We start from the raw sequence: 19,633 nt of genomic DNA, 5'->3' as shown, positions 1-19,633 counted from the left end.
AACCCACCGACCTCTGACTTGTTCATGTTGAAGGGATCCGACCATGCCTTTCGTACTGCCCGACCCGCTGCCCACCGACCGCGACGAGCTCGCCAAGCTGCGCGCCCGGGCCTTCGACGAGTTCCAGCGCATCGCTGAATCGGCCGAGGCCGACAACGCCGACATCTCCGACGAAACCCTCGCCGAGATCCGCGCGATCGACGAAGCGATCACCAGCATCGACAACGCGATCGACGCCATCGACGGCGCCGACGCCCGCCGCGAGGAAGCGGCCCGCCTCCTGGCCGGTGTCCGCGAGCGGCAGGAACCGGCCGCCGACGACACCAGCGACCAGGACGCAGACGGCGACACCTCCGCAGCCGGCGACGCCGACCCGTCCGCCGTCGCCGACGGCGATGGTGACGCTGGCGGTGAGGTGGTCGCGGAGGCCGAACGCGCCACCCGCGACGCCGCCGCGTCGGTGACCGCCGCTGCGCCGCGGCGCCGCACCAGCTTCGCCGGCGCCAACCGTGGCCGCACCCCCACGGTGCCGGCCGACCCGGCGCCGAACCCGACCGCTGGCTGGCGGATGCGTCCGGACGCACCCGGCTACGTGCCCGGCCTGCAGCCACTGTCTGCGATCACCGCGGGCCTGGCCGAGGCCGCGCGCGGATCCGGGTCGGCGATGGCCCGCCCCAACGGGCAGACCGAGCCGTCCGGCCACACCCCGCAGTACCTCGGCCAGTACGTCCGCGACGTGCCCGCAGTCGAGGACTACGAGACCCTCAACGAGGTGCTCGACGCCGCTGTCGCCGCATCGATCCACCCCGACGGGTCGCTCACCGCGGCGTGCTGCCCGCCCCCGCAGGTCACCTACGACTTCTGCCCGGTCGAGCCCGCGCGAGATCTGCTGGTGCTGCCGGAGGTCACCGCCGAACGCTGCGCCATCTCCTGGCCGGCGGAGTTCGAAATCAACCTGGACTTCCAGGTGCTGTGCGCCGCCGAGCTCGACGCCGACCCGCCGACGGTGAAGCGCTGCCACTCGGTGCCGTGCGTGGACGACTTCCCTGAGCTGCGGCTGTGCTACCTGCCGCTGTGCGTGGAGTCCGACATCATCGGCGACCAGGCATGGCCGGAGAAGGTGGATAACTTCACCCAGAAGCTGACGGCGGCCCAGGCGCGGCAGCGGTCGATGTGGATGCTGACCAAGATCCTCACCGACCCGACGACCCGGGACATGACGATCCCGGCCGGATCCCAGATCGCCGCCGCGTCCAGCGTTCTCAACTCGCTGAACATCGCGGCGATCGGTGTGCGGGCCTCCCGCAACCTGGCCCGCGACGCCGTCGTCGCCGGCGCGGCACCGACCTGGCTGTTCGAGGTGATGCGCAACGACATCGCCATGCAGGAAGGCGTCGAGACCTACGCCGTCTCCGACCAGCAGGTGCTCGGCTGGCTCAACCAGAGGCGCATCCAGCTGCAGTTCGTCGGCGAATGGCAGAAGTGGAACCCGGCCTGGTCGCAGTTCCCGGCCACCGTCGACGTCGCGCTGTGGGAGCAGGGCGCGTACTTCGCGCTGGTCAAGCCGGTCATCGATCTCGGTGTCATGTACCCGCGTGAGCTGCTGCAGATCAACCGGTACACCCGCATGTTCACCGAGGACGGCCTCAACGTCGGCAAGCGCTGCGGCGACTCCGTAGTCGTGACCATCCCGATCTGCCCGAACGGTGCCATCGGTCAGCGCCTGGATGTGCTCTGCGCCAGCGGCTCCTGACCCGCAGTCCCGGGGGGGGGAGGAACATGTGGGTGGTCTTAGCGGGGCGGAGACTACCCCCCCCCGAAAAAAACCTCGACACAACCATCCACGGCCGAGCACTTCCGCGGGCACCGGTTTTTTGTTTTCCCCCCCCCCGGTGCCGCACCTACCACCTCGAGGAGACCCGGATGACCACGCCCACCATCCCCGCCGGTGTGCAGCACACCGGCGCTCTGCAAGCCCCGCAACCGTTTGGGTTGTACACCGCGGCCACGATCATCGACCTGAATCCGCCCGCCCGCCTGCTGGGCGGCGTGCACTGGATCCCGTCGAACTGCGGGCCGTCGGGCACCTGGGACGTCCGCCTGTGCGACGACCCGGAAGACCCGCCCACCGAAACCAAGACCGGCGCCCGCCCCGACGACGCCGAGTTCCCGACCGTCACGGTGTGGGCCACCGACGAGTGCGAGCTGTACGCCACCGACACCACCGAAAACACGGCCCGCGCCACCCAGCTGCTCACCCTGCACGAACGGCTCTGGGTCGAACAGGCATTCGCGCTCGAGCTGGCGGCACGCGCCACCGCGCTCCCAGCAGCAGCGTCGCTGGCGGAAGCGGTCGGCGCGCTGGAGCAGCAGCTCGGACTCGCCGGCTTCACCGGCGTGCTGCACGCCCGCCGAGGCCTCGCTGCCCCTCTCCACGACCACGTCGAACGGTCGGGCGCGTTCCTCACCACGGCGCTCGGTAACCGGTGGTCGGTCGGCGGCGGCTACAGCTCGCTGGGCCAGACGCTGTACGCGACGGGGCCGGTCACGCTGTGGCGGTCACCAATCACGACCCGCACCGCGGTGGACCACACCATCAACGAGCGCCAGGCCGTCGCCGAGCGGCAGGTGGCGTTCGGGTGGGAGTGCCCGACCACCGTGTTCTCCGTGCAGGTGACGGGCTGATGCCGGCCGGGGTGTTCGTCGACGTCGACGATCGGACCGCCGACGTCCATGTGCCGGATCCGGTGCTGCGCCGCAAGATCGCGCGCCAGCTGGTCGAGGCCGCCCGGCCGCAGCCGTGGCTGGTCGACAAGCAGAGGGTGCGCGGCGCGATCGTGTACCGGGCGCCGGTCGAGATCGTCCGCGCTGCAGGCCTCCTCGACGATCCCGTCGCCGCAGACGATCAGCACCAGGAACACGTGCACTGGAAGCCCGACCAGCTAGCCGAGGAGATCCTGGCGCACCCGGAGCCGCCGCGCACCGGCGCGGGGTCCGGCACCGAGGTGTGGCGAGACCATCTGCGCCGCTTCGGGATCGCTTTCGACCCCGACGACAAGCGCGCCGAACTCATCGCGCGCTGGGACGCCGAACGAGGTGACACATGACCACCAAACGATTCTGGATCCAGACCGGAGAACGTGCCGTCAAGACCTTCGCGCAGTCGATGCTGGCGCTCATCACGATCGGCGCCACCCTCACCGACATCGACTGGGGCACAGCGGCATCGATCTCCGGGACCGCCGCACTGGTGTCGGTGCTGACGTCGATCACCTCCGCCCAGTTCGGGGATCACACCGATCCCAGCCTCGCCCCGCACCGCGAGGAGTAACCGACCATGTCCGCAACCGTCAGAGAGGGCGAGATGACCTGGGAACAGATCGCTACTGCCGCCCTCGGAGGCGGCGTGTTCACCGGTGTCGTCGACAGGCTGTTCCTACGGCGCAGCACCCGCGCCGACGTCGTCGACAAACTGGAGACCATCGCCGGCCGGATCGCTGACCGTGCGATGGAGCAGGCCGACAAGCGTGTCGCCGATGCCGAGCTGCGCGTACGGAACGTCGAGACCAAGCTGCTCGAACAACAGCAACGCGACCTCGACCGCGAGTTGCGGCGCCGCGAAGCCGCTGAGCGCCATGCCGAGTGGGATCGCGACGTCGCGCGCCGCCTCGACGAGCTCGGCCAGCCGGTCGGTCCGCCCCCTGCCCTCGAGTGACCGGCGCGCGCCGGCTACCCGAGTAGCTGGCCGACCGGTGGTGTAGCACGACCCCTGCTGGTGGCCGTTTCCCCCGCTACCCCACCGGCCGGCCAGCATCCCCAGCTTTCCGTGCACCCCGGGCGTCTACCGTCCGGCGCAGGGAAACGGCCTGCCAGCACTCGTGCGCGCGAGTAGCAGGAAGGCAACAAGATGGCTGGTAAGGAAGTCAGCATCGTCCGCGGCAAGTCGCTGCGGCTGACGAAGGTCAACCGGTGTGGTGTGCCCATCGAGGGCGAAGGACACTACGCCGTCACCAAGGGCTACGTGACCGCGACGGTCACCCCGGTCCTCAAGGACGCGGAGGAGCTGGAGCAGCAGAACGCCGACGGCGAGATCTGCGGCCAGGACCGAACCGCCCCCGAGATCAAATGGTTCGAGGTGCAGCTGGAGTTCTGCGGTGTGAACACCTGCATCTGGACCATGCTCGGCGGCTGGGCGCCCGTCGTCGACTACGCCGGCAACCCAGTGGGTTTCGAGACCTCCCGCAAGGTGGTCACCGATTCCGGTGTCGTGATGGAGTTGTGGTCGGGCACCAGCTCGTCCGACACCTGCGCCACCCCCACCAGCGACGACGTGTTCGGCCAGTCCGATGTCGTCACCGGTGAGGAGTTCGGCTACTTCCTCATGGGCGTGCGGGAGTGGCAGCTCACCGGCGGTCTGGAGATCGGCCGGCAGGTGTCCACGTTCACGATGTCCGGTATCACCATGGACATCTCGGGCTGGGGCCGTGGCCCGTACAACGTGGTCCCGATCGACGCCAACCTCACCGCGGGACGCCTGGTCGCTCCGGTCGGTTCGCTGGTCGACGGCATCTCCGATATCCACTTCGAGGTGACGCCGATCAAGCCGCCGGAACCGACCGACGGCTGCTGCACCCTGGCCGTGCAGTCGATCTTCGTCGACCCGGACTTCTACTACGACGGCCCCGACCAGGTCGCCGTCGACATCGCACCGGCACAGCCCGCGTGCGATGCGGTGCTGCCGGGTAGCTGATCGACCAGCCCCGCGGCCGTGGGACCGCACCCAGCTCGGCGCATGGCTGGGTGCGGTTTCGCGTGCACCCCGCATTCATACCGTCCCGATATGCGCCTCACATTCCTCGGGAACTTCCGGGTGGACTACACCTCCGAGACCCATCACGCCCTCAGCCTGGAAGCCCTCGGCCACACCGTGACCCGGCTGCAGGAGTCGGAAGCCTCGGCCACCGAGATCCTCGACACCGCACTCCAGTCGGACGTGTTCGTGTGGGTCCACACCCACGGCTGGACCACCCCCGGCATCGACCGCGTCCTCTATGAGCTGAAACGCCGCGACATCCCTACCGTCACCTACCACCTCGACCTCTGGCACGGGCTGCAGCGGCAGCGGGACATGCGCCGCGAACCCTATTGGAAGATCGGCCACTTCTTCACCGCGGACCGGCTCATGGCCGAATGGCTCACCGACAACACCACGGTCCGCGGCCACTACCTTCCGGCCGCGGTGTTCGATCAGGAGTGCGTGCCCGCTGTCCCGAGCGCTGATCGGTTCGATGTCGCTTTCGTCGGCTCCCGCCAGTACCACCCCGAGTGGCCATACCGTCAGCAGCTGATCCGCTGGCTGCAGGACACCTACGGCGATCGGTTCCGCCACTATGGTGGCGGAAGCCCGCGCGGCATTGTCCGCGGGCCGGCGCTCAACCAGGTCTACGCCGACGCCCGCGTCGTCGTCGGCGACAGCCTGTGCCTGCAGTACGCGTACCCGGACTATTGGTCCGACCGTGTCTACGAAACCCTCGGCCGCGGCGGATTCCTCATCCACCCGCGCGTGCCGGGGATGGACCGCACCTTCACCGACCGAAAACACCTCGTCTTCTACGACTTCGGCCGATTCGACCAGCTGGCCGAACTGATCGACCACTACCTCGACCGCGCCGACGAACGCGAGCAGATCCGCGCGGCCGGCCACGACCTGGTGCGCACCCACCACACCTATCTCGACCGGTGGACGACGATCTTGGAGGTGCTCGGCCGATGATCGTGCTCACCCCAAACCAGCGCTACCGCTTCCTCACCCGCGACGGCTCCCCATCGGATGAGGCCGTGATCCGCGAGACCTGGGTGGAGAACGTGTACCGCATCCACGACTCCGACATCGGCAGCGATGGTGCGGTGTTCGTCGATATCGGCGCCAACATCGGCGCCGTCAGCGTGTACGTAGCCTCCCGGAACCCGCGCTCGCGTGTCATCGCCGTCGAACCCGAACCCGACAACCTCGCCTACCTGCGCCGCAACCTCGCCACCAACGAGGTCGGCGGCCAGGTCTACGTCGCGCCGGTGGCAGTGTCCGGAGAGCACGGCGTCGGGTGGATCGCTCCCGGCCACGGCAACAGCACCCTTACCGCCGAACCGGTCGAGGGCAGCAGCCGCGTCCAGGTAGTCACCCTCGCCGAGCTGCTCGACGAGCACGGCGCCCGCGAGGTCGACTTCCTCAAGATCGACGTCGAGGGCGCCGAGTACGACATCATCGCCGGCACGAACCTGGCCACCCTGTGGCGCATCAAAGCCATCGCCCTCGAATTCGACGCAGCACCCGATGCGGTGTTCGGGCCGATGATCGCGAAGCTGGCCAAGGTCTTCGGCATCGAGATCCTCGGCTCCCCCGAGCGCGGCGGCTACGTCTACGGGCGCAGGTACTGACATGCGTATCGGACTCATCGCCCGCGCCGACAACACAGGCCTCGGCAATCAGACCTGGGAATTCGCGCGGCACATGCATCCGGCGAAGACCCTGGTGATCGACCTCGGCAAGGGACCGCTGCACCCGGAACGATTCCCCGGCGCGACAACGATTCAGGGTATTCCGCAGCACCGACACTTAGAAGAGTTCCTCGACGGGGTCGACGTCGTCTTCACCTGCGAAACCCCCTACAACTACGACCTATTCTCCCTCGCCCGCCGCGCCGGGGTCGCGTCGGTGCTGCAGTACAACTACGAATTCCTCGACTACCTGGTGCGGCGTGACCTTCCTCAGCCGACCGTGCTGGCGGCACCGAGCTCATGGCACTTCGACGACGTCGACGCCGCGGTGCCACTGCCAGTTCCGATCGCGCTCGACCGGTTCCCGCCGCGGCGTTGGGTGGGTCGCGCCAATCGGTTCCTGCACATTGCGGGCCGGCCAGCCATCCACGAGCGCAACGGAACCGCCGACATCATTACCGCCCTGCGATATGTGCAGTCCGAGATCACAATGACGATCCGATGCCAGGACCCTGCCTACGTGACCCGGCTACCGCTGGGCCAGGTACCGGACAACGTGACCCTCGTCGTCGAAGCCACCGACACCCCGAACTACTGGGACAACTACCGCGCAGCCGCAGTGCTGGTGATGCCGCGCCGATTCGGTGGTCTGTGCTTGCCGGTCAACGAGGCCCTCGCCGCAGGCATGCCGACGATCATGCCCGACATCAGCCCTAACAACCATTGGTTGCCTCACGATTGGCTGGTGCCCGCGGCCAGGGCCGGCGAGTTCAGGGCCCGAGCGATGATCGACCTGTATACGGTTGATCACCGCGCTCTCGCCGCGAAGATCGATGCGTTCGCCTCCGATGGGCACATGTACACGGAGGCATCGGCGGACGCCCGCACCCTCGCCGAGGTGCGGTCATGGGCGAGGCTCAAACCGGTCTACGACCGGTGCTTCGAGCGGGCGGTCAATCTTGAGCGGGCGGCGCTCGATGCCTAGCGTGGCGTTCGGAGTGGTCGCGCACCAGGCGCGGCGCGAGGCCGCGCTCGAGTTGGCGGACCCGCTCGGCGCCTACGTCAGCGTCGACGACGGCTCGCTCGGCGCGGAGGCCAATCACCTGCGGGTCTGGGAAGTTTTGGCCGACGCGTCCGCGGAGTGGGTTTGTGTGCTCGAGGACGACGCAGTCCCCTCGCTCAACTTCCGCGCCCAGGTCACCGCGGCGCTCACAGTGGCGCCGTCGCCGGTGGTCAGCCTGTACCTGGGCCAGTCCCGCCCGCCGGGCGTGCAGTCCCGGATCCAGGACGCGATCCGCCGGCTCGACGCCGCAGGCGCATGCTGGATCACCGCCGACCGGATGCTGCACGCGGTCGGGATCTGCGTGCGCACCAACCTGATCGACGACATGCTCGTCCACCTGCGCCGCGCACCCGATCGTTTCCCGGCCGACGAGCGGTACAACACCTGGCTGCGTATCCGCCGGCATCGGGTGGCGTATGCGGTGCCGTCGCTGGTCGACCACGCCGACGGCCCGACCCTCATCGACCACCCGGACCGGCAGCCCCGCACCGAGCCACGGCGGGCGTGGCGCGCCGGGTGGCGGCCGGTGTGGTCGAACCGGGCAGTGCGCCTCTAGGTGAGCTGTGTCCCCTGGATGCGCGCGATCTCCTCAAGCGCTGCGTTGAGCAGGAACGGGCGAGCCCGTGTGCCGGGGTGGTTCACCTTGGCGGCGAAGACGGTTCGGCCGCCGATCTGGAACCGCAGTGCCTTCGCGCGGCGGGGTCGGATGACGTGCGGCGCGGTGCCGTCGTGTACGAACCGGCTGTAGTTGGCGTGGCTGGTGACGCCACCGAAGACCCGACGCCCGTCCGCGGACACGGTGATCGGGTCCTGGCGGATCATGCGCCGCATATTGCCGGTGTCGACCGGTGCGCGCTGGCTGGCGTTCGCTTCGATCCGTCGAGCGAGTCGAGCGACCGCCCGCACCAGCATTCCCTGCCGGCCGGTCAGCTCACGCGCCAGCTGCTGCTCGTCGATCCGGAAGACGACCCTAGCCATCACATCCTCCGAGATGGTTGATCTTCGCCAGCTCCAACATCCCAGCCAGTGTGATCGGGTCCAGCGGCTGGCCGGTCTCGTCGAGCGCGCTGGAGAACAGGTGCTGCCCGTCCTCGGTGATGTGTTGCTCGATCACAATGCGCGACACCACCATGCACGGCTTATCCATCGGTCACGCCTTCCTGCGGAGTTGGACGTGTATCCACTGCGTCCAGGCGATCACCCCGCCCTCGGGCCCGTACGGTTCACCGGCGCCGAGCATGGTGGACAGCGCCACCTTGTCCTCGATCGATCCTCGTGCGCGGAGCAGGGCCTGGTCCACGCGGAAGCTGTCGTCGAGCTGCACCTGCGCCTCGCGTTCCCACTGCTCCCACGTCGGCCTGGCCGCGGTGACAGCGCATCGCATGACGCCGGCCTCGATGGTGAGGGCCATCGGGTCCAGGCAGTTCGTGTCCCGGCTCCCGGGCCGCTCGTCGGGCAGCTCGGAGGTCCGGAAGCGGCGCACGACCCGCACCCACAACATCGGCTGCGCGCACTTGCATTGCGCAGCGTGGCCGGTCCACGCGGCCACCGGCAGGCCGTCCCCGGCGAAGAACCGCACGAACTCGCTGCCACCACCCAGCGGTGGTGTCGTTTGGCCCTCGCTGAACGACCACCGCATCGCCTCCATGACCAGGCCGATCGCGACCTCCGCAGGATCCGCCATGGCTCACCTCACCTTCGGCGCGGCGATCAACCGGGCCGGATTGACCGCGCGGATCCACATGTCGATCGTGTCGATGCCGGTGAGGCCGGCGCCGAACAGGTCGACGGGGTCGATCATCTGCATCGTTACGCCTTGGCGGGCGATCTGCTGGACCCGTTTCGGCAGCTGGCATTCGTCGCCGGAGCAGGCGTTGAAGAACTCCATGGCCAGCTTCCCGACGTGGGTGGCTGCGCCGGGAGGCGGCGGGTAGCCGCGCTGGTAGGTGACCGTCCAGGTACCGGGCTCACCGGCGGCGGCGCGGAGGTTTTGCCGCGGCCACGTGGTGCCGATGCGGTACAGATAGTCGCCTTCGAGCCGGTACTGCGAGGGGTCGAGGTCGGTGCCCTCGATGGTCACCGTGGTCACCGACTGCACCGGGCCCGGCAGGTGCACGACCGTGAGGCCGGTGCGGGAGCAGCTACCGAGACATCCGCAGGAGATGTTGCGCCAGGCCCCGTCCATCCACACCGGGAACGGGCCCGGCACCAGCTGCCCCGGCACGGTGCCGTAGTACATGATGTCGTCGTCGCACGGTGTCGGGCATGGCCGCGCGATGGCCGGGCACACCCCGAACTGGCGGCCGGTCAGCGCCCACAGGATGAGGACTGCGCAGTCGGCTGCGTACTGCATCCGCTGCTTGTCGGTGTCGGTGCACAGCTCCGGCCAGCAGGATGGGTCGATAGGCCACTGGCAGCTCATGGCGGTCACGCTACGAGCGCCGGGTGCACGCCTATCTGGCGTCGCGGATCGCCGCGGCGATCCGCTCGGGCAGTTCGTCGATGCTCCTCTGCAGACGGTCCAGCTTCGTCGGCACATCAATGCTCGCTTCGTGCACGCGGGCGTCAGCGTTGAGCACGAACCCTGCGAGGGTGTCGATTGGCTTCTTCGGGTCGTCGGCGTACTTCGACCGGGACGGATACCGCTGCGTCACCTCGCGGTGGACGTCGGCGAGCTGTCGAGCCTGTTCGGGGGTCATGTCGTTCTCCTCGTCGTCGGGTCGGTTTGCCAACTCCAGCAGGACATCCCAGGGGAACCCTGGTCCTGGGTCGGTGTGGTCGGTGGCGTGCCAGGCGTCGACGGTGTCGTCGTGGCCGCCGACCCCGGCCTGCCCGGCGCGCATCTGGGCGCCGTCGATCTTGCGGAGCGGTATCCCGTACCGGGTGTGCCAGTCACGCAGCACGCGGGCACCGGCGGCGAGCTGCGCGGGCCGAGACAGCCATTCCTCGCGAGTCTGCCGCGCGTAGCCGAGGAAGCACAGGTGCAGGCCCAACTCGTTGGCCGGGCTGCCTGCGGCCCAAGGGATGTAGTTGTCGTCGTTGCTGCGTCCGATACGGCCATCGCCGCCGACGACCATCGTGTACGAGGCGCGGGTGGCCGGTCGCGCCAGGAAGTGGAGGAGATCTTCCACCGATCCGGTCGCGCGGCCCTCGTTGGTGTGGATGATCGCCAACGGGCAGTCGCGCGGATCCCGTGGCCCGGAATCGTTGGGCGACAGTATCGTCACGTCGGCCTCGAGCTGGTTGCCCATCGGTGTACCTCCTGGTGTCAGGTTGTCGGGTTCGCGTGCACCGGCCAGCCACGGCAGCGGATCGAGTCGATCCGGGCCCGGAGGCGCCCACACCAGGCGGTGAACCTCAAAATGCAGGTGCGGGTCGACGCCGCCGTTCGTGCGCCGGTCCGGGTTGATGTGCGCGATGCGCTGCCCGGCGGTCACGCCCTGGCCCGGAGCGACCTCCGGCACGACATGCCCGTACACGGTGGTGCCGGATCCCGCCTCGGTGGGGTGGTCGATCACCACCCACATGCCAAACCCGGCCGCGGTGCCGGCATGCACGACGGTGCCGGCCTGCGCCGCGTACACCGGCATGCCTGCGGATCCACCGGCGCGACCGAAGTCGGTGCCCCAGTGGAATGTCCCCCACCGCGGGCCGAAACCCGAGGTGACGGTGCGGCCCGAGCCGAGCGGCCAAAACCTCATGACGTCGTCCTCACTATTCAGCCGATTACCGTCGCTGCGACAGACCTGTACATCTGCAGGCCTCGGAACGATGGGTGAATGCCGTCCGCGTACAGCTCCGCGTTGTTGGCGTCCGGCTGCGCCGCGGATTGCCGGAAGTAGTAGTCGGCGTCGATCACGCCTTCGATCGCGTAAGGCATCTGCTCATACATCCAGGCGTTGTACGAGCGACGGCGGGTGTTCTGCGTGCCGTCGAGGCCCAGGCGCGGGACTACCGTCGCCATGTACGTCGGAGCCGGGTGACCAATCCGGGTGTAGACCTTGTTCAACACCGCCGCAGTGCTGGCCTGGAACTGCGCGAGGGTCTGAGACATGGCGTCGTTCGCGCCCAGAGCGTAGATCACTGCGTCGATCTTCATAGCCGCCCAATCGAAGCGGTCGAATGCGACGTCGAAATCCGGGGCTGCGAAGTTGCTGGCGTTGAACCCGTTCACCGCGAGCATCGTCACCAACGTGCCGTGGCCGCTTGCCCATTCCCTCGGCCACGCCTGCCACAGGGGTATGTGGCGCAGGTTCGCAGCTGAGGTCCCCTGGATCCCGGTCATGCCCTCGGCGATCGAATCGCCGATGAGGAAAAAGTGCCGGCGCGTGGTCTGCACTTCGTATTCGATTCCCCAGTCCAACGGTGTCGCCGCCGATCCGACGCTGCCGCTGGTGATCGCGGGATCCAGTGCGCTCGCGGCGGTGGCCCACCGGTAGCACTCGCCAAGGCTGTTCTTCACCGCGCCGCTGGTGGGTCGGGTGAAGGCGATGCCGAAGATGTATTCGGTGCCTGCTTCCAGCGTGTTGGTGAACCACGGTGAGAAGTACCGCGATCCGTCTCCAGGGATTGTGAAGTTCGACCCGACCAGCGTGGTCGCGGCGCCTCCGGCGAAGTTGTAGCTTCGGGCGCCGTCGCTCCCGCTTCGGTCACTGACCCCGTAGACGAGGCCGGTTCCGGTGAGCGCCTGATCGGCTCCGCCAGCCGGGTTCGACACATCAAAGTTCCGGGCCGTGAAGCGCCACCGGCGGGTCGTTTCGAGCGGTTTGAACAGCAACCGCAGGCCAGCTTGCTGGAAGGTGGTCGAACCCATGTTGCCGGTCCACTGACCACCCGGGTTGTAGTAGATGAGCTTGGTGGTCGAGCGCTGGTACCGGCCATCGCCCGCAGCCAGATCGAGCGCGTCATCTGGACGGGTGGGAGCGGCCCCGAGCTGTTGTACGGCCATCAGCCGTGCACCACCACGCGATACGCATTCGCCGTCGGCGCCACCGCGAACACCAACGTGACCGTGTTGGCGTCGGTATGCACGATGTCCGGCTCGACGCGTTCAAACGTCGCGCTGTCGTACACCTGCACGGTGACGTCGCGGGTGCCGAGGCCGTGCGCGACCGGGATCGATGTGAGCGAGCCGTTGCCGACGTTGCTGGCAAACTTCCGCACGACGACGCCGGTGTCTACGGCGAGCCCAGATCCCGACAGCGACAGCCCGGAACTGGGCGCCAGTTCGACGCTGATGGTGGTGCCGGTGATGTCGATGCCGTTGCCCGCGGTGTAGGAGGCGCCACCACCACCGAACTGGGACCACACCGTCGGGTCGGTGCCGATCACGATCGGGTTCGGCGCGGTCTGCACCCAGGCGGTGTCGCCGTTGGTGGTGCCCTCCGCCACGTAGACCGCGGTGCCGTCAGCGAGCTCGTCGCCACTGTCGGCATCCGCTGCGCGGGTGAGTGCGGCAGCGGCGCCGGCGAATTCGTAGATGCCGTTCTCGGCGCCGGCGGTCTGGTTCTTGAGCAGGACGCGGTCGCCGGCGGCGAGGGTGACGCCGTCGATCGCGGCGCCGGGCGTGGCGATCGTGATGTTGCCGGTGCTGGCCGCGCGGACCGCTTCCTTCCACCGCAGGCCGGCCTGCCGTGCTTCGAGGGTCTGGAGATTGACTGCGTCCATCGGGTTCGACGGGTCGCCGACGTTGATGATCTTCTGCGCCTGGAGGTCCAGGCCGTTCATGATTTTCGTAGCCATATCGGCCTCCTAGGCGAGTTGAGCGCGGCCCGCTGTCGGGGCCGCGAAGGTCAGGACGGTGGTGTTCGGGTCGGGGAACTCGGCGTCGGGGATCACCTGCTGGCCGCCGACGATCACCAGCAGCGACAGCGGCATCCGGCCGAACGCATGCGGGATCGTCCACGTCGCTGCTGGGGTGTCCTGGACGTGCTCGTATCCGGCGTCACCAGGCGGGCCGGGCGGGCCCGGCGGCCCGGGCAGCGGCACGAACACCGAGCAGGGGCACGCGCATGTCATCAGCAGCTCCCCCGGTGGTAGACGCGTCCGGACTTCCACGTGTAGGGCTCCAAGCCCGGGATGGAGAACCGGATCCGGGCGAGGCTGTCGCGCGGGATCTTTGCCTCCGCGGCGGGAATCAGGAAGTTGAGCCATTCACCGGTGACGGTGCCGGCCACGGACAGCGACCATCCCCACGGGTGCGTGAGTTCGAGGGTGGCGGTGAGGTCTTCCGGCCAACCCCCGCAGGACTGGAACGACAGGTTGACGGGGTCGCCGCACACCACGTTGACCCGCAGCCCACCGGGCACGTTGCCGCCGCCAGTGACCGAGGGAGAGCAGCACGAGACCATGACCCGGACGCTAGGCGCCACGGGTGCACGCACCGATCAGCGCGAGGTCTCCACCCGGGCAACCAGCCCCGAGTCTCGGAGACGGGCCCACCCATCCGGTGCCTGCTCCTCCAGCTCATTCCACAGCCATTGCGGGACGAGGGTGACATGCTCAGGATTGCGGCGGTTCCGCGCGGCCTCGGCGGTGCGGTGCAGGTCTGCGAGCACTGATTCGGTCAGAGACCAGGGGGTGGGTTCCATTGCTGTACTACCTCTTCGGGGGTCTGGCAGTCCGGGCAGATTGTGACCGTGCCGAGGTCGAGGATGCCCGTCGGCAGGATCCCGACGACCGGGAACCGGAGAACGCTGGGCAGCGCGCAACGATCGCACCACAGGCCCGTCTCCGGTTCACCGGCGGTCGGTGTCACCAGGACTTCACACACGGGGCGGCCACGACCAATGCCCGGGAGTCGGGGTCTCGGCGAACGGCACGTTCGTCTTGAAAGACAGCCCGTTGTCGTAGAACACGGCGAGCCCGACTCGTGTTTCGGGATCGGTTTCGGTGCCGAACGATTCGTCAACACGAGTGATCAGCGCTGCCTGAGGTTCGGGCATGTGCTCGCCGCCGGGAGTGCCATACGACTGGTAGTGGACGATGCGGCCAATGCTTGGTTTCTGCATGCCCGGCACGGTAAGCGCCGGGCGTGCACCAGGTCAGCGCTTGAATCCAGCGAACTTCGCCTGCATCGCGCGGAAGGAGGCCATCTCGTCGCGGGCGGTGAACCCGGCCGGATCGCCTTCGGCTGTGGCAGCGTTGAGGTCCGGTTTGTACAGGTCAGCGCGCAGCGTCTGCAGCTGCTTGCTGTCCATGCCTTCCTCGAGCATGCCCTCGACCACGTCGAGGAGGGTGTGCAGCTCGAGCTGGACCAGCGGCCGGGTGATGCCGGATAGCGCGAGGCGCGAGCGGATCCGTCGCCAGTTCCTCAGCGTGACTGCTGAGAGGATGACGACGGCTCGGTAGGGCGGCCGGTGCCCAGCGCGACGACTTCCTTGAGGAGCTGGTCGTAGAACTTCTCGTCGATGGACCCGTCATAGGTCCATTCCTTGATGTCGGCGATGGACTTCGTCGAGACGTGGCGGTTCATGAAGTCCTGGAAGTCGGCGCGGTTGGCGCCGGCCTCACCGAACCCGAACACACCGAGGTAGCGGATCGCGGCGGCCGGTGGCTTCTTCACCTGGATCTGCTTGCCCTGGATGGTGATCACCTCGTGCGGCCACACCGGCTCCGCGGTGCTCTGTGTTTGGACGGAGTTGCCAGTGCTGTCGATGACGTCGGCGCCCTGTCGGCGGGCGAGCTCGGCCTTGCGGCGGGAGATCTCCTCCTCCATGCGCTCGATCGCTTCCAGCTCGCCGAAGCTGATTCCTGGTGTCAGGGTGGGGTTTGACCCGAAGTCGCTGGCTGGGGTGGCGGCTTCGGCGGTCTTGGCGTCGGCGATGAAGTCTTTGTCGCCCGGCGTCGGCTCGAACATGGGTTCCCCTTTACGGTTTCTGCTGGTGGGACGTGTACCGGGCACGGTAGAGACGCCGGGTGCACGCTCTGGCCTATGTGATGACCGGGTAGGCGAAGATGTCGATCTGGGTATCGCCGGATGCCACGTAGTTCTCCTGCTCCGGCTGGAACGCCGGCGATGGCGGCGGGGACCAGGCGTCACGGACGACGTACACCGCGGCGCGCAGCTTGATCGTCTGTCCGGGCGCCAGTACGACGTCGGGCCCGATCGGCGAGGATCGGCTGCCCTGCCGGTTCTCCCACACCCCGAAGATGCTGTTGGACTCGTAGAGGCCGAGGTCGATGCCGCCGCCATGGCGAGTGGTGAGCATGGTGGTGGCCGGGTCTGCTGGTGAGCTGCCGGATGCCCAGCCGCGGCGGGTCTCGACGGCGAACACCTTGTTGGCGGTGACGACGATCTGGGTGGCGTCGCGGGTGCAGATGCCGTAGGCGTGCTGCGAGATCGGGGTGTCGTTGGTCCAGGAGACGATCAGGTCGTGGATGAGGATCTCGGCGGTGTCGGTGAGCGGGTCGGTGATCGTTCCGGCCGCGGTGTCGGTGGCGACGTGGCGCCATTGCAGCCACGGATGCGGGGACACTACCCCGCCGGTGGCGTCGAAAAAGTCTGGGTCGATGCACGGCTGGGTCACGGCACGACCTCCAGCAGCGGTGCCGCCCACAGGAGCAGGCGCGCCCATCGGGCGTGGGCCTGATGCAGAGGCGAGGAGCCGCCGCGCCACGCGCCTGGGGTGGTGAGCGTGCACTGGTAGCGGACCTGCACAGTCTCTCCGTCGGCTACCGCGCCGATCGTGTACCGGCTGGACCAGCCGTCCCAGTCCACGAACAGCCGACCGTAGATGGTTTCGTTGAGGATGTTCGGTGTGGTCTTGATGCGGGCACCGATGCCGTCTCCGGACGAGATCGGGACAGCGGCCCGCGGCGAGGTGCCGACATCCCAGGAGACACCGTCCTCGAGCACGATGGTGTTCGGGTTGGAGGTGACGATCGAGCGCGGTGCTCGTTCGACGATCAGGTGGCATGTTTGCCAGGCGCCGGTGGTGTTGGTCCAGGTGAGGTCAACGTCGATCACCGGCACTGGGTCCGGTGCGCGGGAGACTTCGCCGTCTTTGACCGACTCGGCGAACCGTTCGCCGACGATGCGTGGCAGCCAGGCGGCGGCCAGGCCGGTGCCCCGCGGGTTCGAGATCATCCACTCAGATGTGCAGATCTGCAGGCTCATTGGATCGCCTCGTCTTGTTGGGGCACGGCGAACAGCTGCAGTCTGGTCCACCGCGCGCGGGCCTCGTGGAGTGGTTGATTGCCGGAGGCGTTGTCCGACCACGGTGGCGGAGTCCAGACGAAACAGCGGTAGTGGACATTCAGGGTGGATCCGGCGGGCAGTGGGTCGGGTAGCCAGATGTCGCTGGAGTGGCTGTCCAGGGTGAGGAACTCGCGACCGTAGTGCGGTTGGGCCACGTTGTTGGTGCCCATGTCGAGGGAGGTACCGGCCTGTGAGTTCAGCACGCGGGACGGGTCTGGTTCGCGTGGTGTCGCGTCGATCGCTGTCTCCCACGCGTCACGGAACTGGATTGCGTTGGGGTTCGAGGTGGTGATGCTGCGGTGGGCTCGGGTGATGCGCATCAGGATCCGTGACGGCAGCGGCGAGTTCGAGACCCATGACACGGTCTGGTCGATCATGAGTTTGCCGGGTAGCCGGGTGGTGCGGGTCAGGGCTCCGTCGCCGATGCTGGTGCCGGTGACATCGGCGACGAGCCGGAATACCGACCACGGCTCGATGCCGAGCGCGCCGTCGGTGATGCTGAGGTTCCGGTCGACGCACACCTGGGCCATGTGGTGGACGGTACGGACGGCCCGTGCACGGTCGGCTCATGCTGTGGCGGGCGTGGATTCGGTGGAGAACGTGTCGGTGGCGCGGATCAACCACACGTGCAGGCCTGGGGTGGCGCCGTCGAGTTCGCCGATCACCGTGGTCGTCCCGGACGAGACGACCAGTTCGACGGATGCGCCGGCGGGCAGGTCGAGGGTCGCGGCGACCGGGAACAGGAAGTTTTCGGGGGCGAGGCTGCTGATCGCGCGGATCGCGCCGTTGATCCGCAACGCGATCGCGAGCCCACCGGTGGTGCTGTTCTTCTTCACCACCGTGCCGATCAGCCCGTAAACGCCAGAGCGTGGGACAACGACCTGGGATTGGTTGCCGCCGGGGCTGCCGTCGCTGCGGCCGGCGATGCCCCAGTCACCGATCGCGTGCTCGGTCGCGTCGAACTGGACCGGGGTGATCGCGCCCGCTGCCATGGTCTGGTCGGCGACGCGCTGCACATGGATGGTGGGGATCTCGCCTTCGTCGGTGATGGTGTCCGGGTCCTGCCCGGAGGGTGGGATGTTGGCGAGGGTGACGCAGCCGCCGGATACGTGGCAGGCCATGAGGTTTCCGTTGTCGCTGGTGGTGAGGGTCCACTCCCCCGCCCGCAACGCATCCGGGTGCTCGGCGTTCTCCACGCGCTGCTGGATGTCGCGTGCCCATTCCTGGTCGTCGCGCGGCGGTGTCTTCTTCTCGGTGGTACCAGTCACGACAGTTCCTTATGCGGGGAGGAGCTCGATCGGCGGGGTGACAGCGTCGAAGGTGACCCGGACTTCGCGGGCCCGGCCGGACCACGCCACCTCGACGGTCTTCAACCGCATCAGCCCCGACAGCTGCCCGGCGTGGACAGCGAACACGCGGCCGGGCACGAGGTCGGCGGTGGTGACCGGTGCGTCCGGATGCAGGGAGGCGCCGGCAGGGACTTCGAGGACGTCGCGGATGGCGCCGACCTCACGCAGGTATTGGCGGGCCGCGGCGGTGATGTTCTCGACGCCGTACAGGTTGTCCAGCGACACCAGCGCCTGTAGGTGCAGGCCGGCCATCTCGGTGCGCTCAACCTGCGCCCAGTTCGATCCCTGGACGCGGACATCGTTGGCGGCGCGGGTGCCTGAGCGCACCCGTCGCAGCCCGACGAGGAAGTCGCAGTCGTCGAGGTGCGCGATCGGGGTGTCGGGTTGGTTGCCGAGGATCGGGCGCCCGGCGACGACGGTCCAGTTGAGGCCGATCCGGACGAGCTCGTCCATGACCTGGTTGAGCATGCGAGTGTCGGCGGTGGTTTTGAAGGTGAACCGCTCGGGGGCGATCGTGGGCAGGAGTTCGGGTTCGGCGTCGATCTGGTGCAGGCGCAGCATGTCTCGCCACAGGTCGCGGGCGATCGGCGCGGGGTCGAGGCCGGACCAGCGTTGTGTGGTGGGTGTGCGGGTGTACCACTGGTAGACCGCGACGTCCTTGGCGTCGATGCGGGTGGCGCCGGTAGCGAGTTCGGTGCCGACTTCCTGGATCGGGCCGGACCACACGACTTCGTCGTCTTCCCACACATCGATCCAGTGCACCCATGGGATGAGGTCGCCGGCGTCGACGGAGTAGGTGTCGATCGAGCAGGGGGTGACCTCGTTGCGGTCGCGGCGCCAGGTGGCGTTGGTGCTGGCGTTGCAGGCGAGTTCACCGACGGTGCGGCCGTCCCGGGTGCGAACGCCGATTGCCAGATCTGGTGGTGTGTTCGGTCTCGCGGGGGCGATGCGTGGGGTGGCGAGCATGTCGCCGCCGGTGTTCCACTGCCAGGTGCGGGGTGTGGCTTCGATGTCGTAGTCGGCGCGCAGGTGCGTGTCGGCGGAGACTGTCCAGTCGACGTCGACGTCGTCGGCGTTCGCTGCCCGGTTCACCTGTGTCTGGGCGGTGCGGTTCCAGGTGGTGGTGCTCGGGGCGGCTTCGACGTTGTGGGCCTGTGTGGTCTGGTCGAAAACCAGGTAGGTCACTGCCGCGCCGGGCTGCACCACCTGCGCGAAGGTGGTGTTCGTGAAGGCCTGCAGCTCGATGGTGTCTCCGGGCTGCACCGTGATGCCGTTGACGGTGCCGACCGTGGCGGTGTTGACCGTGGCGAGGACGGTGGTGCCGTTGAGTACTGCGCGGAACTGCTGGGTCTGAAAGGCAGAGTTGAACTGTCCGCGGAACGTCACGTTACCGACGGCGCCGGCGTCCATGACCAGAGCGTTGTTCACGATGTTCGTGCCCGGATATCCCGAGCGCACGGTGAAGGTCAGCACCTTGACCCAGGCGTTCACAGCGATGCTCTGGGTACCGGACTTGTCCATACCCAT

At 68.0% G+C, this 19,633-nt stretch carries 27 protein-coding genes; 10 read left to right on the top strand and 17 right to left on the bottom strand.

Annotation, left to right across the window (positions count from 1 at the left end):
- Window positions 1–43: 43 nt before the first annotated feature.
- The 10 genes from AC5W7N_RS15715 (at window position 44) to AC5W7N_RS15670 (ending at window position 8,114) form a co-directional block, all read left to right on the top strand.
- Entirely contained in the window at window positions 44–1,753 is a 1,710-nt protein-coding gene (locus AC5W7N_RS15715; RefSeq protein WP_495921803.1) for a major capsid protein, read from the top strand.
- A gap of 170 nt (window positions 1,754–1,923) precedes the next feature.
- Window positions 1,924–2,685: a hypothetical protein gene (locus tag AC5W7N_RS15710; protein ID WP_495921802.1), complete on the top strand. Its 762-nt coding sequence runs from the start codon at window positions 1,924–1,926 to the stop codon at window positions 2,683–2,685.
- Window positions 2,685–3,107: a hypothetical protein gene (locus tag AC5W7N_RS15705; RefSeq protein WP_495921801.1), complete on the top strand. Its 423-nt coding sequence runs from the start codon at window positions 2,685–2,687 to the stop codon at window positions 3,105–3,107. The genes AC5W7N_RS15710 and AC5W7N_RS15705 overlap by 1 nt, the downstream gene beginning before the upstream one ends.
- Window positions 3,104–3,331: a holin gene (locus AC5W7N_RS15700; RefSeq protein WP_495921800.1), complete on the top strand. Its 228-nt coding sequence runs from the start codon at window positions 3,104–3,106 to the stop codon at window positions 3,329–3,331. The genes AC5W7N_RS15705 and AC5W7N_RS15700 overlap by 4 nt, the downstream gene beginning before the upstream one ends.
- A gap of 6 nt (window positions 3,332–3,337) precedes the next feature.
- A complete protein-coding gene (locus AC5W7N_RS15695) occupies window positions 3,338–3,715 on the top strand; it encodes a hypothetical protein (protein ID WP_495921799.1) in 378 nt (125 codons plus the stop codon).
- 192 nt (window positions 3,716–3,907) lie between these two features.
- Window positions 3,908–4,750, top strand: a complete 843-nt coding sequence (locus AC5W7N_RS15690) for a hypothetical protein (protein ID WP_495921798.1) — start codon at window positions 3,908–3,910, stop codon at window positions 4,748–4,750.
- Between the two features lie 90 nt (window positions 4,751–4,840).
- The gene (locus AC5W7N_RS15685; RefSeq protein WP_495921797.1) at window positions 4,841–5,773 is read left to right on the top strand and encodes a glycosyltransferase family protein; all 933 of its coding nucleotides are present in this window, start codon (window positions 4,841–4,843) and stop codon (window positions 5,771–5,773) included.
- A complete protein-coding gene (locus AC5W7N_RS15680; RefSeq protein WP_495921796.1) occupies window positions 5,770–6,435 on the top strand; it encodes an FkbM family methyltransferase in 666 nt (221 codons plus the stop codon). Before AC5W7N_RS15685 ends, AC5W7N_RS15680 begins: the two co-directional genes overlap by 4 nt.
- Window positions 6,436–6,529: 94 nt before the next feature.
- Window positions 6,530–7,480, top strand: coding sequence for a glycosyltransferase (locus AC5W7N_RS15675; RefSeq protein WP_495921795.1), 951 nt, complete (start codon window positions 6,530–6,532; stop codon window positions 7,478–7,480).
- Between the two features lies 1 nt (window position 7,481).
- The gene (locus AC5W7N_RS15670; protein WP_495921794.1) at window positions 7,482–8,114 is read left to right on the top strand and encodes a hypothetical protein; all 633 of its coding nucleotides are present in this window, start codon (window positions 7,482–7,484) and stop codon (window positions 8,112–8,114) included.
- Here AC5W7N_RS15670 and AC5W7N_RS15665 read toward each other — a convergent pair.
- The 17 genes from AC5W7N_RS15665 to AC5W7N_RS15585 form a co-directional block, all read right to left on the bottom strand.
- The gene (locus tag AC5W7N_RS15665) at window positions 8,111–8,536 is read right to left on the bottom strand and encodes an HK97-gp10 family putative phage morphogenesis protein (protein ID WP_495921793.1); all 426 of its coding nucleotides are present in this window, start codon (window positions 8,534–8,536) and stop codon (window positions 8,111–8,113) included. The genes AC5W7N_RS15670 and AC5W7N_RS15665 overlap by 4 nt on opposite strands.
- Window positions 8,529–8,705, bottom strand: coding sequence for a hypothetical protein (locus AC5W7N_RS15660; RefSeq protein ID WP_495921792.1), 177 nt, complete (start codon window positions 8,703–8,705; stop codon window positions 8,529–8,531). The genes AC5W7N_RS15665 and AC5W7N_RS15660 overlap by 8 nt, the downstream gene beginning before the upstream one ends.
- A 3-nt stretch (window positions 8,706–8,708) precedes the next feature.
- Window positions 8,709–9,242 carry a hypothetical protein gene (locus tag AC5W7N_RS15655; RefSeq protein ID WP_495921791.1) on the bottom strand — a complete coding sequence of 178 codons (534 nt, stop codon included), beginning with the start codon at window positions 9,240–9,242 and terminating at the stop codon, window positions 8,709–8,711.
- Between the two features lie 3 nt (window positions 9,243–9,245).
- Window positions 9,246–9,980 (bottom strand): hypothetical protein, encoded by a 735-nt coding sequence (locus AC5W7N_RS15650; RefSeq protein ID WP_495921790.1) that lies wholly within the window; start codon window positions 9,978–9,980, stop codon window positions 9,246–9,248.
- Window positions 9,981–10,011: 31 nt separating this feature from the next.
- Window positions 10,012–11,259, bottom strand: a complete 1,248-nt coding sequence (locus AC5W7N_RS15645; protein WP_495921789.1) for a peptidoglycan DD-metalloendopeptidase family protein — start codon at window positions 11,257–11,259, stop codon at window positions 10,012–10,014.
- Between the two features lie 17 nt (window positions 11,260–11,276).
- Window positions 11,277–12,506 carry an SGNH/GDSL hydrolase family protein gene (locus tag AC5W7N_RS15640; protein WP_495921788.1) on the bottom strand — a complete coding sequence of 410 codons (1,230 nt, stop codon included), beginning with the start codon at window positions 12,504–12,506 and terminating at the stop codon, window positions 11,277–11,279.
- Window positions 12,506–13,300, bottom strand: a complete 795-nt coding sequence (locus AC5W7N_RS15635) for a hypothetical protein (RefSeq protein WP_495921787.1) — start codon at window positions 13,298–13,300, stop codon at window positions 12,506–12,508. Before AC5W7N_RS15635 ends, AC5W7N_RS15640 begins: the two co-directional genes overlap by 1 nt.
- A 9-nt stretch (window positions 13,301–13,309) precedes the next feature.
- The gene (locus tag AC5W7N_RS15630) at window positions 13,310–13,576 is read right to left on the bottom strand and encodes a hypothetical protein (protein WP_495921786.1); all 267 of its coding nucleotides are present in this window, start codon (window positions 13,574–13,576) and stop codon (window positions 13,310–13,312) included.
- Window positions 13,576–13,908, bottom strand: coding sequence for a hypothetical protein (locus AC5W7N_RS15625; protein WP_495921785.1), 333 nt, complete (start codon window positions 13,906–13,908; stop codon window positions 13,576–13,578). The genes AC5W7N_RS15630 and AC5W7N_RS15625 overlap by 1 nt, the downstream gene beginning before the upstream one ends.
- A 414-nt stretch (window positions 13,909–14,322) precedes the next feature.
- Window positions 14,323–14,568, bottom strand: a complete 246-nt coding sequence (locus AC5W7N_RS15620) for a hypothetical protein (RefSeq protein ID WP_495921784.1) — start codon at window positions 14,566–14,568, stop codon at window positions 14,323–14,325.
- A 33-nt stretch (window positions 14,569–14,601) separates the two neighbouring features.
- Complete coding sequence (locus tag AC5W7N_RS15615) at window positions 14,602–14,817, bottom strand: DUF7240 domain-containing protein (protein WP_495924129.1); 216 nt, start codon at window positions 14,815–14,817, stop codon at window positions 14,602–14,604.
- A gap of 53 nt (window positions 14,818–14,870) precedes the next feature.
- A complete protein-coding gene (locus tag AC5W7N_RS15610) occupies window positions 14,871–15,416 on the bottom strand; it encodes a hypothetical protein (protein WP_495921783.1) in 546 nt (181 codons plus the stop codon).
- Window positions 15,417–15,489: 73 nt separating this feature from the next.
- Complete coding sequence (locus AC5W7N_RS15605; protein WP_495921782.1) at window positions 15,490–16,086, bottom strand: DUF7172 family protein; 597 nt, start codon at window positions 16,084–16,086, stop codon at window positions 15,490–15,492.
- Complete coding sequence (locus tag AC5W7N_RS15600; RefSeq protein ID WP_495921781.1) at window positions 16,083–16,646, bottom strand: DUF7172 family protein; 564 nt, start codon at window positions 16,644–16,646, stop codon at window positions 16,083–16,085. Before AC5W7N_RS15600 ends, AC5W7N_RS15605 begins: the two co-directional genes overlap by 4 nt.
- Before the next feature lie 26 nt (window positions 16,647–16,672).
- Window positions 16,673–17,287, bottom strand: coding sequence for a DUF7172 family protein (locus AC5W7N_RS15595; protein ID WP_495921780.1), 615 nt, complete (start codon window positions 17,285–17,287; stop codon window positions 16,673–16,675).
- Between the two features lie 36 nt (window positions 17,288–17,323).
- Window positions 17,324–18,025, bottom strand: a complete 702-nt coding sequence (locus AC5W7N_RS15590; protein WP_495921779.1) for a hypothetical protein — start codon at window positions 18,023–18,025, stop codon at window positions 17,324–17,326.
- A gap of 9 nt (window positions 18,026–18,034) precedes the next feature.
- On the bottom strand, window positions 18,035–19,633 hold the full coding sequence (locus AC5W7N_RS15585) for a hypothetical protein (RefSeq protein ID WP_495921778.1): 1,599 nt from the start codon (window positions 19,631–19,633) through the stop codon (window positions 18,035–18,037).

The organism is Nocardia sp. CDC519, from assembly GCF_059509835.1.
This window is presented reverse-complemented; position numbering and strand designations above follow the sequence as displayed.